Origin of the sequence: Arenimonas metalli CF5-1 (genome assembly GCF_000747155.1) — a bacterium.
Classification (GTDB): domain Bacteria; phylum Pseudomonadota; class Gammaproteobacteria; order Xanthomonadales; family Xanthomonadaceae; genus Arenimonas; species Arenimonas metalli.
Genome location: NZ_AVCK01000009.1, coordinates 15,550 through 31,540, shown reverse-complemented (window position 1 = coordinate 31,540; position 15,991 = coordinate 15,550). Strand labels below are relative to the sequence as shown.

Here is a 15,991-nt window from a genome sequence, read left to right as displayed (position 1 = left end):
GCGCCGCCGCCCACTCAACAGGTACTTTTGCCCGCCGTCTTGCTAGCGCCATCCCTGGCAGCAAACGTCGGCCGTTCCGGGCCTCCTGCCCTACACTTCAAAAGTACCTGTTGAGTGGGCGCCGTCGCTCCGGATGCCCCGGACACACCGCAGCCAAGAGCTCTTGACCTGGCATTTGAACTCCATCCGGTGTGCGACTGGATTCCGGGGCGACGTCGCACACCGATATAGGTCTTCGGAAGTGGAGGCAGGAGGCCGGAACGGCCGACATCGGTGGTCAGGATGACGCTCCCGAGTCGGGCCGAAGACCTGTATCGGTGTGCGGCGGCGCTGCCTCGAAGTCACATGTCGTGCGCAAAGCGCACGCCTCGTTTCCTCAGCGCATGGAGCGCGGGGGGATGGCGCGGGAGACGCGGCGGGAATAGACGTAGACGGTGGCCGGCGGCACGTTCCACCAGGTGAAGCTGCCGCGGCGCGCGTTGAGGTCGAGCGCCTCGACCACTTCCTTCGCGACCGGGTTGGCCGGGCCGTAGGTGAACTGGATGAAGCGGCCCTGCGGCTGCAGGCAGTCGAACGCGGCCGACAGGATGGCCTGCTGCGTGGCCTTGGGCATGGACAGCAGGCCCAGGCCGGAGATCACGGCATCGGCGGGCGCCTCGGGGCCGAAGCCGCGCGCGGACGCCAGCTCGGCGAGGTCGCGGGCATCCGCGCAGGCGACCTGCACCTGCGGGAAGTGCTTCTGCAGGTGCTGGTGCAGTTCTTCGTTGAGTTCGAGCACCAGCAGCTCCGAGGGCGAGATGCCGTGGTCGAGCAGCGCCTGCGTGAACACGCCGGTGCCACCGCCGAGTTCGATCACGCGGCGGGCGCCGCGCGGCAGCTCCGACATCATCTGGCGCGCCAGCTGCGGGCTGGACGGCGAGATCGCGGCCACGCCCAGCGGGTTCTTCAGCCATTGCCGGAAGAAGGTCCAGCCGTGCGGGGTAGTGGTGGCGCCGGGTCGGGTCATGGCCCAAGCATAATGCGGCCGGGGATGTTTCGCGCGGGTTAAGTTTGGCTCGACCACACTCGCGGCCCACCCCGCGCAGGACGCCGCCATGAACCGCACCCTCCCCGTGATCGCCCCGGCCCTCCTTGTCCTGGCGGCCTGCACGGCCGGCGGCGCGGATACGCGCCCCGGACCGGACCAGGCCGGCGTCCAGGCGGCGATGGCCGCCAAGGGCCAGCCCGGATGCCTGTACCCGCAGGACGTGCGCACCTGGCACAACAGCCAGGACGGCGCGCTGTTCGTCGACGGCGGCCGCCGCAAGTACCGGGTGGATCTGTGGGGCGAATGCCGCGACAACCTCGGCGTAAGCCTCGTCTTCGTCGGCGACAGCATCACGGGCCGCGTTTGCGGGAGCCCGGGCGACAAGGTGATCTTCGGCTCCATCGGCTCGCGCCAGGGCAGCTGCGACATCCGCGACGTGCGCATCGTCGACGATGAAACCTATGCCCTGGCCACCGGCACGAAGGCCGCGGCCGACGACTGACCGCCGCGCCGGGCTCAGGCCCGGCGCAGCTCCCAGCAGCGATGGATGCGCGGATTGCGCTCGAAGTCGGGATCGATCGTCTTCGCGCTGATCTCGGTGCAGGTCGCGAACTCCGCCACCGCCGCCTCGTCGAGCCGGAACTTGCGGAAGTTGTTCGAGAACAGCAGCAGCCCGCCCGGCGCCAGCCGCGCCACGCAGGCGCGCAGCAGGCGCACGTGGTCGCGCTGGGTGTCGAAGTCCTCGGCGCGGGCCGAGTTCGAGAAGGTCGGCGGGTCGCAGAAAATCAGGTCGTACTCGCCGCGGTCGGCCAGCAGCCAGGCCATGGCGTCCGCCTGCACCAGCTGGTGGGCGCGGCCGGCGGCGCCGTTGAGCGCGAGGTTGCGGCCGGCCCACTCGAGGTAGGTGCCCGAGAGGTCGACGCTGGTGGTGCTGGCCGCGCCGCCCACCGCCGCGTGCACGCTGGCCGCGCCGGTGTAGGCGAACAGGTTCAGCACGCGCTTTCCGGCCGACTCGCGGCCGATGCGCAGGCGCACCGGGCGGTGGTCCAGGAACAGGCCGGTGTCGAGGTAGTCGAACAGGTTCACCAGCAGCTTCGCCCGGCCCTCCTGCACGGCGATGAACTCGTCCCGCCGGTCCATGCGCCCGTACTTGCTGCCGCCCTTGCCGCGCGCGCGGGTCTTGATCGAGACCTGCGCCGGCGGCACCGCGAACACCTCGCGCACCGCGTCCAGCAGTTCGCCGAAGCGGCGCCGGCTGTCGGCTTCCGGGATGGTCGACGGCGCCTCGTATTCCTGCACGTGCACGAAGCTGCGGCGCTCGCCGTCAGCCTCCTCGTACACGTCCACGGCCGCCGAGTACTCCGGCAGGTCGGCGTCGTAGGCGCGCCAGGCGAACACGCCCTCGCGCTCGCGCCAGGACTTGAAGCGCTTGAGGTTCTTGCGCAGCCGGTTGGCGACCATCTGGGCGCCGTCCGACAGCGGCTTCGCCTCGCGCGGCGCCCGCGCCGGCGGCTGCAGTGGATCGCAGACCATCAGCGCGCATTCCAGCGCACCGTTGAAGAAGGCGTAGCGCTTGGCGGCGCGCAGGCCGGTGGCTTGCGCCAGCTCGTCGGAGCCGCACAGCAGCACCGCGCGCCAGTCCGGCACGGCGCGGCGCAGGGCGTCGCCGAGCTCGCGGTACAGCGCGGCATCCGCCGCCAGGCGGGCGTCGTAAGGCGGGTTGCAGACGACCAGCCCGCGCGCGGGGCCCGGCGCCTTCAGCGAGGCGATGGCCGCGCGGTCGAAGCGGATGAGCTCGGCCAGGCCGGCGCGATCCGCGTTCGCCACGGCCGCATGCAGCGCCGCGGGGTCGAGGTCGGCGCCGAAGAACGCCGGCCGCAGCGCGGCACGCCCGGCCACGGCGCGCTCGCGGGCCTCGGCTTCGATCCGCTGCCAGAGGTCTTCGTCGAAGCCGCGCCAGCGCGTCGGCAGCGCGCCCTGCAGGCGATGCAGGCCGGGCGCCACGTCGGCGGCCATCAGCGCGCCTTCGATCAGCAGCGTGCCGCTGCCGCACATCGGGTCGAGCAGCGCGCCGCCCTCCGCGTAGAGCTTCGGCCAGTGGCCGCGCAGCAGCATCGCCGCCGCCAGGTTTTCCTTTAGCGGCGCGTCGCCCTGCGACTGGCGCCAGCCGCGGCGGTGCAGCGGGCCGCCGCCGAGATCGATCGAGACGATGGCGCGGCCCTTGCGCACCACCAGGCTCAGGCGCAGGTCGGGCGACTCGGTGTCCACCGACGGGCGCACGCCGTGCGCGGCGCGCATGCGGTCGACCACGGCGTCCTTGGCGCGCTGCGCGGCGTAGCGCTCGTGCGTGAGCGCCGGGCCGGAGACGTGGGCGTCCACCGCCAGCGTGCCCTCGGGGTCGAGGTGCGCAGGCCAGTCGATCGCGTGCACGCCCTGGTAGAGGTCGTTCTCGTTGGCGCAGTCGAACTCGGCCAGCGGCCACAGCACGCGGCTGGCGAGGCGCGAATGCATCACCGCGCGATACGCCGCCTCGGCATCGCCTTCGGCGTTGGCGCCCGCGAGCGCGGCGGTGGCGCGGGTCGCGCCCAGCGCCACCAGCTCGTCGGCGAGCAGGTACTCCAGGCCCTTGGCGCAGGCGACGAAGAACTTCACGAGGCCAGCATCTGCAGGAAGCGGCCGAATTCCTCGGCGCAGAACTCGACGTGCGCCGCGAGGCGATGGCTGTCGGGCACCAGCAGCAGCGTGTCCTGCCGGCGCTGGGCCCAGCGCACGACATCGAGCGCCGGGATCAGCTCGTCTTCCCAGCCGTGGATGATGCGCGTCGGCACCATCGCCGCGTGCAGCGGCCCGGGCGCGACGTCGAGCGCCACCGGCGGCGCCATCAGGAACAGGCCGGCCACCGGCACTTCGCGCGAGACGTGGCCGGAGATGTAGGCACCCATGCTGGAGCCCGCCAGCACCAGCGGCTTGCGCGTGGCCAGGTGGGCGCGCGCGCCCAGCCGCAGGATGCGGCCCGGGACGTCGCCCAGCGGGCCGAGCACGTCGAGGTCGCGGTAGTCGGGGCGCTCGTGGGTCCAGCCCAGCGCGCCGGCGACGCGGGCGAGCGCGGCGGCCTTGCTGGCCTCCGGGCCGCTTTCCAGCCCGTGGGAAATGATGACGTGGCCGCTCACGTGGCGTCCTCCGGCGCGAGCGGTTCGACCGCATCGCCGAGCGCGAAGCTGCCGGACGCCAGCACGCGCGCGCAGAGCCCGCCGTGCTGGCGCATCGCGTTGTAGCCACCGGGACCGAGCGCGGCCTCCATGCGCGAGCACGGGTCGCAGTCGCCGGTGCCCTCGAACACCGCGCTGCCGATGCGGAAGCGCCGGCCCTTGAGCGCGATCACGGGCAAGCCCGACACGACGACATTGCGGCGCAGGGTCGCGGGCGACACCTCGGCCAGGCCGCTCAGCGCCGCCACCACCGGCAGGTGCTCGGCCTGGATCAGCGTGATGCCGCGCTTGCCGCTGCCGCTCTTGTAGCGGTCGCCCACCAGGCCCTTGCCGGCGACGACCTCGACCCGGTCCACTTCCTGCATCGGGACGTCGCGGGCCGGGCGCAGGCCGATCCAGCGGACCTGGCCGGGACGCGGCAGCGTGGCCATCAGTGCGCCAAGCGCGGAGTCGGCGGGAAAGGGCATCAGGGGGCTCCGGAAGGGACGCGATGTTAGCATGCGGCCATGCCCGCCCCCCCGCCGAACGCCCCCGAGATCCGGCCCTGGCCCCTGCCCTACGCGGACCGGCTCGAGGCCCGCGACCCGGCCCGCGTGGACCTGGTGGTGATCCACTGCACCGAGCTGCCCGACCTCGCGCTGGCGCGTGAGTACGGCGAACGCGTGCTCTACGACACCGGCACCGGCAACAGCGGCCACTACTACATCGACCGCGACGGCAGCCTGCACGAGTTCGTCGCGCCCGACCGCGTCGCCCACCACACCCGCGGCTACAACGAGCGCTCGGTCGGCATCGAGCTGGTGAACGCCGGCCGCTACCCGGACTGGCTCGATTCCCGCCGGCAGGCGATGGACGAGCCCTACACCGAAGCCCAGGTGGACACCCTCGTCGCCCTGCTGCGGCAGCTGGCGGCCACCCTGCCGGCGCTGGAGTTCATCGCCGGCCACGAGGACCTGGACCAGACCCGCGTGGTGTCGAGCGACAACCTCGAGGCACTGGTGTTCCGCAAGCGCGACCCGGGCCCGCGGTTCCCGTGGTCGCGGGTGCTGGACGCGGTGCCGCTGGCGCGCATCCGCCCCTGAGCCCGGGGCCACCCGCCGCGGCGGCTATAATCCCCGGCCGAAACCCCGGAGTCCCCATGACCTCATCCGTCGCCGCCGAACTGGTCGACCTGCTCCGCCTCGAGCGCCTCGAGGACAACCTGTTCCGCGGCCAGAGCCGCGACATCGGCACCAAGTACGTCTTCGGCGGGCAGGTGCTGGGCCAGGCCCTGTCCGCGGCCCAGCAGACGCTGGACGAGAACCGCCAGGTGCACTCGATCCACGCCTATTTCCTGCGCGCCGGCGACGTCGAGCACCCGATCGTCTACGACGTGGACCGCTCGCGCGACGGCAACAGCTTCTCGGTGCGGCGCGTCACCGCGATCCAGCACGGCAAGCCGATCTTCGTGTTCGCGTCCTCGTTCCAGGAACCCGAGCCGGGCAACGAGCACCAGCTGTCGATGCCGGAAGTGCCGCGCCCCGAGGACATCGAGCCGGTGGCCGCGCCCACGCCGGAGCAGCTCGCCCAGCTGCCGCCGAAGGCGCAGCGCTGGCTCTCGCGCATGGGGCCGTTCGAGATCCGACCGGTGTACCCGCGCGACGAACTCAAGCCGCCCAAGCGCCCGCCGTTCCAGCAGGTGTGGTTCAAGCTCAACGGCGAGGTCGGCGATTCGCCGGTGCTGCACCAGGCGCTGCTGGCCTACGCGTCCGACTTCCACCTGCTCGGCACCGCCACCTTCCCGCACGGCATCAGCTACTACCAGCCGAACGTGCAGATGGCCTCGCTCGACCACGCGATGTGGTTCCACCGGCCGTTCCGCGCCGACGACTGGCTGCTGTATTCGATCGACAGCCCGAGCGCGCAGGGCGCGCGCGGGCTCTCGCGCGGGCAGATCTACACCCGCGATGGCCGCCTGGTCGCGTCCACCGCGCAGGAAGGCCTGATCCGCGTGCTGCCCGACGCCCCGGAGGCCCGCTGATGCGCCAGGTCTTCACGTCGGTGCGATTGGAGAACGTCGAGCGGGTCGAGCAGATGCTCAACGCGGCCGGCATCGAGACCAAGATCACCCAGGGCCGCAGCTGGAAGGGCGTGAGCCGCCGCGAGTTCAGCTACAGCGCCAAGAACCACGACCCCAGCCAGCAGCCGGCGCTGTGGGTGATCAAGCCCGACGACTTCAAGCAGGCGCGGCAGATCCTGCACGAGGCCGGCCTGCTCGAGGCCACGCGCGACGCCAGCTACCTGCCCGAGCACCTGAATTTCCGCGATCCCGCGAGCCAGTCTCCCGCGGCCCGCATGACCAAGATCCGGATGGCGCTGTTGTTCATCGTCGTGATCATGGGCGGCGGACTGCTGGTGCGCGCGCTGATGGCGTGAAGACGGCGCGGCAGACGCGCCTTGAGGGGCATGCCGCCCCGTGCGAACATCCGGACATTCCCCGCGTCACGGAGCTCCACGGTCATGCGCATCGCCCTCCTTCCCTGCGTCTCGCTGGCGATCGCGCTGGCCTTCGCCTCGTCTTCGTCGATGGCCGCCGACGGCAAGCCGGGCCATCGCCCCTTCAAGCTCGGCGACAAGGTCGAGCACGACCGCCTGCTGCGCTTCCGCCCGCTGGCGATCGACTTCGAGGCGCTCGAGGCCGCCGTCGCTTCGGGTAGCCGTATCACCGTGCCCGATCCGGACGGCGGTGAACTCGTCTACGAATACCTCTCGCACACCGAGCATGCGAACGGCATCACCACCTGGGTCGGCCGCCGCGAAGGCGACCTGCCCGGCTTCGAGGCGGTGTTCACCTTCGCCGGCGACGCGGTGTTCGGCCAGGCGCCGCGCGCCAATGGCAGCCTGCTCTACATCGAGACCGTGGCGGGCCAGCCGCGCCTGATGGAGGACCTCGCGGTCGACATCGGCGAGCGCTCGGCCGTGCAGGTCGACGACGCGGTGATCCCGGACGCCAGCGACCTGGTCGCCATGCAGAAGGAACTGGCGGCGCGCCCGGCGCCCACCCTGCAGTCCAACCACAACCGCATCGACATCCTGCTGGCCTACACGCCGGGCCTGGCGACCTATGTCGGCAGCGACAGCGGCACCCGCGCGCTGCTGCAGAACCGCATCGACCTGGGCAACACCGCGCTGGCCAACGCCGGCGTCGAAGGCCGCTTCCGCCTCGTGGCCACGCCGCGCGTGGACTACCCCGACACCGGCTCGAACAGCGACACGCTCGCGCTGATGCGCGCCTGGAACGGCGCCGGCGCGCATCCGCTGGCGATGCAGCTGGCCAAGCTGCGCCACCGCCACGGCGCCGACCTGGTGGGCCTGGTGCGCCGCTACCTCAACAGCGACTCCGGCAGCTGCGGCGTCGGCTACGTCAACGGCAGCGGCAACAGCCCGGGCAACATCCCGTTCCAGCAGAACTCGGGCTACTTCAACGCCAACCACGGCACCGACAACGGCTTCTTCTGCCTGTCCACCACCATCGCCCACGAGATCGGCCACAACCTCGGCCAGACCCACGACATCGACACCACCGGCGGCGCCCGCAACGCGGCGCACACCTACTCGCACGGCTACCGCATCACGCCGGCCGGCCAGGACGGTTTCAGCACGGTGATGGCCTACGGCACCGGCAGCCAGCGACCGGCCAACATCTTCTCCAACCCGCTGGTCAGCCACCCTGAGTGCGACAACCTGCCCTGCGGCACGCCCGAAGCCGACGTCGCCCGCAGCCTGGCCGAGACCATGCCGCTGGTGGCCGCCTGGTTCCAGCCCGCCGACGGCGACGCGCGCCAGATCAACAGCACGCGCGGCCACATGGACGTCACCTTCACCGGCCTGCCGGCGCTGACCGATGCGCGCTGGCGCGTGGTGTACGGCGGCACGGGCAGCTTCACGCTGACCGGCCCCACCCGCGCGGCGCCCGGCGCCACGATTACCGCGCGGCTGTCGTGGAGCGGCCTGCAGGCGCCCTTCAACAGCGCCTTCCCGGTGCAGCTGGTGGTGGAGTCCTCGCCGTCGGTGGTGGCCGCCACGCGCAACCTGCAGCTCACGCTGCGCGACATGATGCCCGCGCCCATCACCCTGGGCGACAACCGCCCGGTCTCGGTGGCGGCGTCGCGTTGGCAGGTGACGCGCGACTACAACGAGACCCGGATGCAGTTCGTGCTGCCGCCGCACGTCAACTCCGCGCGCGTGCGCGTGGTCTCGACCGTGGACGTGGACCTGTTCGCCAGCCCGGCGGTGCCGCGCGCGATCGCCGCTTCGCCCCTGCTCGCCCCGGGCGTGGACCGCGGCGCCGCGCAGGTGCAGGACACCGGCACCGCGACCACCAAGGAAATCGTGATCAACCGCAGCGCCGGCGCCGTCGGCCCGGAGCGCTGGATGATCGGCCTGGGCCGGCCCTCGAGCTCGTCCCTGGTCTACAACGAGGCCACGGTGACGGCGCGCGTCGAGAGCCAGGCCGCCGCGCCGGCCTTCCAGAGCGGCCAGTACTTCAACCCGCTGCGGTCGGGCCACGGCATCTTCGTCGACTTCGCCGGCGACCAGTGGGTGTCGGTCTGGTACACCTACCGCGAGGACGGCACCCCGACCTGGTACTACAGCCAGGCCGCGGCGCCGGGCGCCAGCGGCATCTGGAACGCCCCGCTGTTCCGGGTGGGCTGGAACGGCAGCCAGACCACCTCCACCGTGGTCGGCGACCTGGTGATCACGCCGATCAGCGCCACCGAGATGGAGTTCTCCTACAACCTCGACGGCGACGCTGGCAGCGAGACCCTGGTCCGCCTGGGCGGCGGCGCCTGCCCGATCTCGGCGGGCCAGCCGCTCAATGCGACCGGCCACTGGTTCTCGCCCACCCTCAACGGCTTCGGCTACAGCGCGCAGTACGAGGCGGACCAGGAGATCTACGTCTCCTACCTGTACGACGCCGAGGGCGTCGCACGCTGGCTGATCGGCGCCAAGCCATGGAACGAGGCCGTGACCACGGTGCCGCTGGAGCAGCTCACCGGCTTCTGCCCGACCTGCGGCCACATGCCCACGAGCTCGCGCTTCACCGGCCAGCTCACGCGCACGATCGGCACCAACGACGACGGGCTGCGCGGCCTCACCAACATCGCCGTCAGCGCCCCGCTGCTCAGCCCGCTGGCGGGCGCCTGGAACGAGGCCCGCGCCACCGCGCTGCTCTCGGCCCGCAAGAGCTGCCCCTGACGGTCTTCCCGGCGCGGCGGTCACATCCGCCGCGCCGGTGCGTCCCTGGGCTTGCCCCCCCCGGGAGCACGCCATGAGCGACATCCTTGATTCACTGATCGACACCCACCTGCCGGCCGCCGCCCGCGGCGACCGCGACGCCTACGGCCGCATCGTGGCCGGCTGCCAGACCACCGTCACCTCGATCGCACTCGCGATCGTGCGCGACGTGCCGGCCAGCGAGGACATCGCCCAGGAGGCCTTCCTCTCGGCCTGGCAGAACCTGCGCAAGCTCAACAACCGCGCCAGCTTCCTGCCCTGGCTGCGCCAGATCACCCGCAACCTCGCCCGCGACCACCTGCGCGCGCAGGGCCTGCGCGCCAATCCCGCCACCGACGTCGAGGCCCTGATCGCCACCGTCGCCGATCCACAGCCGGGCCCCGACGAGCAGCTGGCCACCGACCAGGCGCGCGCCGTGGCGGCCGGCGTCATCGACGCGCTGCCGGAGGAATCGCGCGAGGTGCTGCTGCTCTACTACCGCGAAGGCCAGAGCTCGCGCCAGGTCGCCGGGCTGCTCGGACTGCAGGACGCCGCGGTGCGCAAGCGCCTGTCGCGGGCGCGCGAGAAGGTGCGCGAGGAGCTGCTGGCGCGGCTGGGCGAGTTCGCGCGCAGCACGGCGCCGGGCGCCGGCTTCACCGCGGCGGTCGCGACGATGCTGATGGTCGGCGCGCCGCCGGCGGCGGCTGCCACGGCGCTGGGCGCCGGCGCGCTCGGCACCGCCAACGGCCTGGCCAAGCTGGGCGCCGGGGCGCTGGGCGGCGCCTTCGCCGGCGTCGCGGGCGGGCTGTGGGGCGTCTGGTTCGGCGTGCGCAAGCTGCTGCGCGACCCCTACGACGCGCGCGAACGCCGCGAGGTGCGGGCCTACGCGCTGTTCACCAGCGCCCTGGTGGTTGGTTTTTCACTCGCCATCGTCTGGGTGGCCCGGGTGCCGGGCTGGATCCCGCATCTCGCGATCACGATCGGCTTCACGGCGGGCATGGTGTTCGCGTCCGGCTGGTGGTTCCCGCGCATCCTCGCGCGACGCCGTGCCCACGAACTCGCGGTCGACCCGATCGGCGCCGCGCGCCGCCAGAAGCGGGAGAAACTACTCGGCCGGATCGGTGCGATCGCCGGCGTGGTGCTGGGCCTGTCGGGCGTGGTGCTGGGCCTGTGGCTCAGCGGCCGGATCGGCTGAAGCGCGGCGCAGCCGCGCTTACATCGTGTGCGTGGGCTTGTCGGCTTCCAGCGTGCCGGCCAGGAAGGTCTCGATCTTGCCCTTCACCGCGTCGGCCTCGGCCGTTTCGGCGAACTGCACGCCGATGCCGGCACCGCGATTGCCCTGCGCGCCGGCCGGGGTGATCCAGACGACCTTGCCGGCGACCGGCAGGCGGTCCTTCTCTTCCATCAGCGACAGCAGGATGAAGACCTCGTCGCCGAGGGCATAGCGCTTGGTGGTGGGCACGAAGATGCCGCCACCCTTCACGAAGGGCATGTAGGCGTTGTACAGCGCCGCCTTGTCCTTGATCGCCAGCGACAGGATGCCCTGCCTTGCGCCTGCGCCACCCATCATCGCCGTGCTCCCTGCATTGCCGTGTCCTTGAACATGCTACGCCATTCCAGCAGCAGACCGGCCAGCGCCAGGTCGTGCCGCAGCGCGGGCAGCGAGAGCTGCTCGCGGGCGCGGTTGATGCCGTCGAACCAGGCGGCCAGCTTCTGGATTTCCGGCGGCAGGGTCAAGCCGGCCGGGCTGCCGGCGCCGAGGTGGCGGGCCAAGCCTTCCAGCGCCAGTTCGGCCGCGAAGCGCAGGCGCAGCTCGCCCTGCCCGTCCGCCAGCCAGCGCTGGGCCAGCGCCACCGGCGTCTGCCGCCCGGCCGCCAGCGCATTGAGCTCGGCCTGGACCTCGGCCCGCAGCGGCATGCCACCCTCGGCCAGCCAGGCCGCGGCCACGCCGGGGTGGCCGCGGGCCGCGTCCAGCGCCGCCGTGAGGCTGGCGCCGGCGTGGCCCTGCGACCGCAGCCAGGCCTCGCCCTCGGCCCTCGCCGGCGGCCGGAACGCCAGCCGCTGGCAGCGGCTGCGGATCGTGGCCGGCAGGCGCCCGGGGTGGTCGGTGACCAGCAGCAGGTAGCGCGCGCGCGAGGGTTCCTCCAGCGTCTTGAGCAGGGCGTTGGAGGCATTGAGGTTCATCGCGTGCGCCGGGCTGATCAGCGCGACCTGGGCGCCGCCCATCTGCGGCGTCAGCGAGAACCAGTGGCCCAGCTCGCGCATCTGGTCGACGATGATCTCGCTGCGCAGCTTGTCGCCCTTGTCGTTGGGAATGAAGCTGACGAACTTGAAGTCCGGATGGGTGCCGGCCGCCATCAGCTGGCAGCCGCGGCAGGCGCCGCAGGCCAGGCCATCCGGGCCCGGCGTGCTGCAAAGCAGCCGCGACGCCAGGCGTTCCGCCACGGCCAGCTTGCCCATGTGCGCGGCGCCGGCGAACAGCAGCGCGTGGCCCAGCCGGTCTTCCGCCAGCGAGGCCAGCGCGCCGTCGAGCACGCGCTGCTGCCACGGCGCCAGCGTCGTCACGGGCGCGACCCCAGCCACCCGGCCAGCGCGGCCTGCACCGCTTCGCGCACGGCCTGCACGGGCTGGCTGGCATCGACCACGCGGAACCGCGCCGGCTCGGCCGCCGCACGCGCGAGGTAAACGGCGCGCACGCGCTCGAAGAAATCCTCGCGCTCGCGTTCGATCCGGTCCGGTTCGCCGCCGCGGGCGCGGGCGCGGGCGAGGCCCTGGGCCACGCCGACGTCGAGCAGCAGGGTGAGGTCGGGCTTGATGCCCGCGGCCCAACGCTCGAGCTCGGCGATGCGGCCCATGTCGAGGCCGCGGCCGCCGCCCTGGTAGGCGAAGCTGGCGTCGGTGAAGCGATCGGCCACGACCACGGCGCCGCGCGCCAGGGCCGGGCGGATCAGCTGACGAACCAGCTGCGCGCGGGAAGCAAACATCAGCAGCAGCTCGGTCTCGGCGGCGAGCGAGTTGGCAGGATCCAGCAGCAGCGCGCGGATCGCCTCGCCCTCGGGCGTGCCGCCCGGTTCGCGGGTCAGCACGACCTCGCGACCGGTCGCGGCCAGCGCCTCCTGCAGCGCGGCGATGACGGTGGACTTGCCCGCGCCCTCGCCGCCTTCGATGCTGATGAACAGGCCGGTCGCGCTCATCGGCAGCGCTTGAGCTGGTAGCAGGCGACCGCACGGTTGTGCTCGGCCAGCGTCGCCGAGAACACGTGGCTGCCGTCGCCGCGGGCCACGAAGTAGAGCGTGTCGCCGTCGGCCGGCTTGGCCGCGGCCATCAGCGCGTCGCGGCCGGGCATCGCGATCGGCGTCGGCGGCAGGCCGCCGCGGGTGTAGGTGTTGTAGGGCGTGTCGGTGGTGAGGTCGCTGCGGCGGATGTTGCCGGCGTAATTGCTGCCCATGCCGTAGATCACGGTCGGGTCGGTCTGCAGCCGCATGCCCAGCTTCAGGCGGCGGCTGAACACACCGGCGATCTCGGGACGCTCGGACGCCTTGCCGGTTTCCTTCTCGATGATCGAGGCCAGGATCAGCAACTGCTCCGGCGTTTCCACCGGGATGCCGCTGGCGCGCGCTTCCCAGGCGTCGGCCACTGCCTTGTCCATGGCCAGCCCGGCGCGGCGCAGCAGGTCGAGGTCGCTGGCGCCGCGGGTGTAGTGGTAGGTCTCGGGCAGGAAGCGGCCCTCGGGATGCTGGCCCGGGCGCCCGATCGCGGTCATCACCGCGTCGTCGTCCATCGCGGGCAGCGACTGCGCCAGGATTTCATCCTTGGCCATGGCCGCGCGCAGCTCGCGGAAGCTCCAGCCTTCGACCACGGTGAAGCGGTGCTGGATGACCTTGCCGCTCTCGAGCTTGGTCAGCAGCTCGCGCGGGGTAATGCCGTGGCGGATGCTGTAGTCGCCGACCTGGAGCCGGGCGATCACCTGCATCTCGTGCGCGAGCGCCTTCCATTCGAGGTCGTGGCCCTCGGTGACGCCGAGCTCGCGCAGCTTGCCCAGGATGTCCTGGAAGCCGTCGCCGCGCTCCACCACCAGGATGCGCTCGGTGCCGGCCAGTGCGATCGGCGTGTCGGCGAAGCCCCTGTACTGCTGCCACAGCCAGCCGCCGACGGCGACGCCGGCCAGCAGCAACAGGGCGAAGACCGCCTTGAGCGCGCGATGCGAGGACTGCTTCTTCGCCAAAACCTAGCTCCCTTCGAATGCCGGCTCAGCCCGGCCCAGTTGGCGCTGCAGTTCCGCCAGCGCCGGGTGCGGCGCCCAGGCGTGATCCCCCAGGCGGCCGACCGGCAGGATACCCCGCACGGCATTGCACAGGAAAAGCGCGTCGGCCCCTTCGACATCGGCGGGCTGCAGCGTGGCCTCGGCGGCGTCCGGCACGTTCGCCAGGACCCAGGCGCGAGCGATGCCGGCCACGCCGCAGGCGTCCACCCGCGGCGTCAGCCAGCGGCCATCGATGCGCGCGAACACGTTGGCGGCGGTCGCGCAGGCGACGCGCCCGGCGGCGTCCAGCAGCAGGCCCTCGTGGATCGCCTCGTCGCGCCACTCCGCGCGCGCCAGCACCTGTTCGAGCCGGTTGAGGTGCTTGAGCCCCGCCAGCGCCGGCTGCAGCGCCATGCGCAGCTGGCACCAGCGCACGACCAGCGGCCCGGGCGCGGGCGGCGGCAGCGGGTGGCGCGAAAGGACCATCGTGGGCGCGGCCTCGTCGGGGACGCGGTAGCCACGGCCGCCGGTACCGCGCGTAAGCACCAGCTTGAGCACGCCCGGACCGCCCTGCCCGGCCATCAGCGCATCGACTTCATTGCGCAGCCAGGCCGCGTCCGGCGCCGCGATGCCGAGGCGCGCGGCGCCGTGCCGCAGCCGCGCCACGTGCGCGTCCCACCACACGGGTGCGCCAGCATGGACACGCAGGGTTTCGAACACGCCGTCGCCGTAGGCAAGGCCGCGGTCGGTGGCGTCCACGGCGGCGAGGCGCTCGCGGCCGCGATAGATGGCAACGTCGGCGGTGCTCATCCTTGCGCTCCCAGCGCACGCAGCAGGCCCCGGGCCTTGGCGCGGGTCTCGTCGAGCTCGCGCGCCGCGTCGGAATCCACCACGATGCCGGCGCCGGTGCGGAACTGGAGTTCGCGGCCCCGGAGCCAGGCGCTGCGGATCAGGATGTTGAGGTCGAGGTCGCCGTCGCGCCCGAGGTAGCCCAGCGCGCCGGTGTAGGGGCCGCGGCCTTCGCCCTCGAGCTCGGCGATGATCTCCATGCAGCGCACCTTCGGCGCGCCGGTGATGGTGCCGCCGGGGAAGACCGCGCGGATCACCTCGCCGGGCGTGACGCCCTCGCGCAGCTCGCCGCCGACGTTGGAGACGATGTGGTGGACGTGGGCGTAGCTCTCCACCGTCATCAGCTCATCCACCCGCACCGTGCCCGGGCGGCAGACGCGGCCGAGGTCGTTGCGCTCGAGGTCGATCAGCATCACGTGCTCGGCGCGCTCCTTCGGGTTGCCGACCAGGTCGCGGATGCGCGCGGCCTCGTCGTCGCCGGGGAAGCGCGGGCGGGTGCCGGCGATGGGCCGCGTCTCGGCGCGGCGACCGCGCACCGACACCAGCCGCTCGGGCGAAGAACTCAGCAGCGCCGCGTCGCCGACGCGCAGCAGGCCGGCGAACGGCGCCGGGTTGGCCTCGCGCAGGCGGGCGTAGACGTCCGCCGGGTCCGGCGCGGCGTCGAACTCCGCGCGCCAGGCGCGCGAGAGGTTGACCTGGAAGACATCGCCGGCGCGCAGGTAGTCGTGGATGCGGGCGACGCCGTCGAGGAAGCGCGCGGGGGCGTCCTCCGACAATCGCGGCGGCGCGAACGCGCGCGGATTCGCCGGCGGCGCCGGCGCGGGCAGGTCCAGCAGCGCCTCGGCGCCGGGTTCGGCAACGGCGTAGCAGCGGCCGCTGGCGCGATCGCGCAGCACCGCCGCGGGGCAGCGCAGCGCCAGCGCCACCGGCAGCGGGCCCGGGGCCGTCGGCAGCGCGAGCCGGGATTCGACCTGGGCGGCGAGTTCGTAGGCCAGGAACAGGCCCCACCCGCCGCGGAACGGCAACACGGTCCCGTCGGGGCTGGCGTCGGGGCTGGCGTCGGCGCGTGCGTCGGCGTCGGCGCCAGCCGCGGCACCCGCGCGGGGCACCTCTACCGCCGCGCCGTGGCTCGACCCGGCCGTTCCCTGCACCGCATGGGCGCGCCAGTCCGCGTCCAGCGCCGCAAGGAAATCGCCCTCGACCGTCGCGCCGTCCAGCCGCCGCGTTTGGCCGTCGGCGTCGAGCCGCAGGCCCTCGCCGTTCGTGGCCAGCAGCAGGTCCCAGCGCGAGAGCGCGTTGCCGCCCGCCACGGATTCGAGCAGCAGCGGGAAACGCGCGGGGTCGGCCGACTGCAGGCGCAGCAGGTCGGTGCCGGGCGGCAGCGCGCGGATCAGCATCGCGGGACCG

16 protein-coding genes are annotated in these 15,991 nt (G+C 72.7%); 6 read left to right on the top strand and 10 right to left on the bottom strand.

What is annotated here, in order from left to right; all coding sequences use genetic code 11:
- Positions 1–376: 376 nt before the first annotated feature.
- A complete protein-coding gene (locus tag N787_RS02550; protein ID WP_052575064.1) occupies positions 377–1,006 on the bottom strand; it encodes a class I SAM-dependent methyltransferase in 630 nt (209 codons plus the stop codon).
- 88 nt (positions 1,007–1,094) lie between these two features.
- Here N787_RS02550 and N787_RS02545 point away from each other — a divergent pair, with 88 nt between their 5' ends.
- A complete protein-coding gene (locus N787_RS02545) occupies positions 1,095–1,529 on the top strand; it encodes a DUF6491 family protein (protein ID WP_034210554.1) in 435 nt (144 codons plus the stop codon).
- Between the two features lie 14 nt (positions 1,530–1,543).
- Here the strand turns inward: N787_RS02545 and rlmKL are convergent, their stop codons facing one another.
- The 3 genes from rlmKL to N787_RS02530 are packed head-to-tail and all read right to left on the bottom strand — an operon-like array spanning position 1,544 to position 4,703.
- The gene (rlmKL, locus tag N787_RS02540; RefSeq protein ID WP_034210552.1) at positions 1,544–3,679 is read right to left on the bottom strand and encodes a bifunctional 23S rRNA (guanine(2069)-N(7))-methyltransferase RlmK/23S rRNA (guanine(2445)-N(2))-methyltransferase RlmL; all 2,136 of its coding nucleotides are present in this window, start codon (positions 3,677–3,679) and stop codon (positions 1,544–1,546) included.
- Complete coding sequence (locus N787_RS02535) at positions 3,676–4,197, bottom strand: alpha/beta hydrolase (protein ID WP_034210550.1); 522 nt, start codon at positions 4,195–4,197, stop codon at positions 3,676–3,678. Before N787_RS02535 ends, rlmKL begins: the two co-directional genes overlap by 4 nt.
- Positions 4,194–4,703: an MOSC domain-containing protein gene (locus tag N787_RS02530; RefSeq protein WP_034210548.1), complete on the bottom strand. Its 510-nt coding sequence runs from the start codon at positions 4,701–4,703 to the stop codon at positions 4,194–4,196. Before N787_RS02530 ends, N787_RS02535 begins: the two co-directional genes overlap by 4 nt.
- Before the next feature lie 39 nt (positions 4,704–4,742).
- Between N787_RS02530 and N787_RS02525 the strand changes: the two genes are divergently transcribed.
- The 5 genes from N787_RS02525 to N787_RS02505 all read left to right on the top strand — a co-directional run bounded on the left by N787_RS02525 (position 4,743) and on the right by N787_RS02505 (position 10,687).
- Positions 4,743–5,318: an N-acetylmuramoyl-L-alanine amidase gene (locus tag N787_RS02525; protein ID WP_034210546.1), complete on the top strand. Its 576-nt coding sequence runs from the start codon at positions 4,743–4,745 to the stop codon at positions 5,316–5,318.
- A 56-nt stretch (positions 5,319–5,374) separates the two neighbouring features.
- Positions 5,375–6,256, top strand: a complete 882-nt coding sequence (gene tesB, locus N787_RS02520; RefSeq protein WP_034210544.1) for an acyl-CoA thioesterase II — start codon at positions 5,375–5,377, stop codon at positions 6,254–6,256.
- Positions 6,256–6,651, top strand: coding sequence for a hypothetical protein (locus tag N787_RS14190; RefSeq protein WP_052575063.1), 396 nt, complete (start codon positions 6,256–6,258; stop codon positions 6,649–6,651). Before tesB ends, N787_RS14190 begins: the two co-directional genes overlap by 1 nt.
- A gap of 84 nt (positions 6,652–6,735) precedes the next feature.
- The gene (locus tag N787_RS02510; RefSeq protein ID WP_034210543.1) at positions 6,736–9,474 is read left to right on the top strand and encodes a reprolysin-like metallopeptidase; all 2,739 of its coding nucleotides are present in this window, start codon (positions 6,736–6,738) and stop codon (positions 9,472–9,474) included.
- A 73-nt stretch (positions 9,475–9,547) separates the two neighbouring features.
- Entirely contained in the window at positions 9,548–10,687 is a 1,140-nt protein-coding gene (locus N787_RS02505; protein WP_034210542.1) for an RNA polymerase sigma factor, read from the top strand.
- An 18-nt stretch (positions 10,688–10,705) separates the two neighbouring features.
- Here N787_RS02505 and N787_RS02500 read toward each other — a convergent pair whose 3' ends face one another.
- Genes N787_RS02500 through N787_RS02475 form a run of 6 tightly spaced genes read right to left on the bottom strand, consistent with a single transcriptional unit; the run spans position 10,706 to position 15,981 of the window.
- A complete protein-coding gene (locus N787_RS02500) occupies positions 10,706–11,059 on the bottom strand; it encodes a PilZ domain-containing protein (protein ID WP_034210705.1) in 354 nt (117 codons plus the stop codon).
- Positions 11,059–12,057 (bottom strand): DNA polymerase III subunit delta', encoded by a 999-nt coding sequence (locus tag N787_RS02495; RefSeq protein ID WP_034210540.1) that lies wholly within the window; start codon positions 12,055–12,057, stop codon positions 11,059–11,061. The genes N787_RS02500 and N787_RS02495 overlap by 1 nt, the downstream gene beginning before the upstream one ends.
- The gene (gene tmk / locus N787_RS02490) at positions 12,054–12,686 is read right to left on the bottom strand and encodes a dTMP kinase (protein WP_034210539.1); all 633 of its coding nucleotides are present in this window, start codon (positions 12,684–12,686) and stop codon (positions 12,054–12,056) included. Before tmk ends, N787_RS02495 begins: the two co-directional genes overlap by 4 nt.
- Positions 12,683–13,717 (bottom strand): endolytic transglycosylase MltG, encoded by a 1,035-nt coding sequence (mltG, locus tag N787_RS02485; RefSeq protein WP_034210538.1) that lies wholly within the window; start codon positions 13,715–13,717, stop codon positions 12,683–12,685. The genes tmk and mltG overlap by 4 nt, the downstream gene beginning before the upstream one ends.
- A gap of 3 nt (positions 13,718–13,720) precedes the next feature.
- Positions 13,721–14,545, bottom strand: a complete 825-nt coding sequence (gene pabC / locus N787_RS02480; RefSeq protein ID WP_052575062.1) for an aminodeoxychorismate lyase — start codon at positions 14,543–14,545, stop codon at positions 13,721–13,723.
- A complete protein-coding gene (locus tag N787_RS02475; protein WP_084590587.1) occupies positions 14,542–15,981 on the bottom strand; it encodes an aminodeoxychorismate synthase component I in 1,440 nt (479 codons plus the stop codon). The genes pabC and N787_RS02475 overlap by 4 nt, the downstream gene beginning before the upstream one ends.
- Positions 15,982–15,991: the final 10 nt, after the last annotated feature.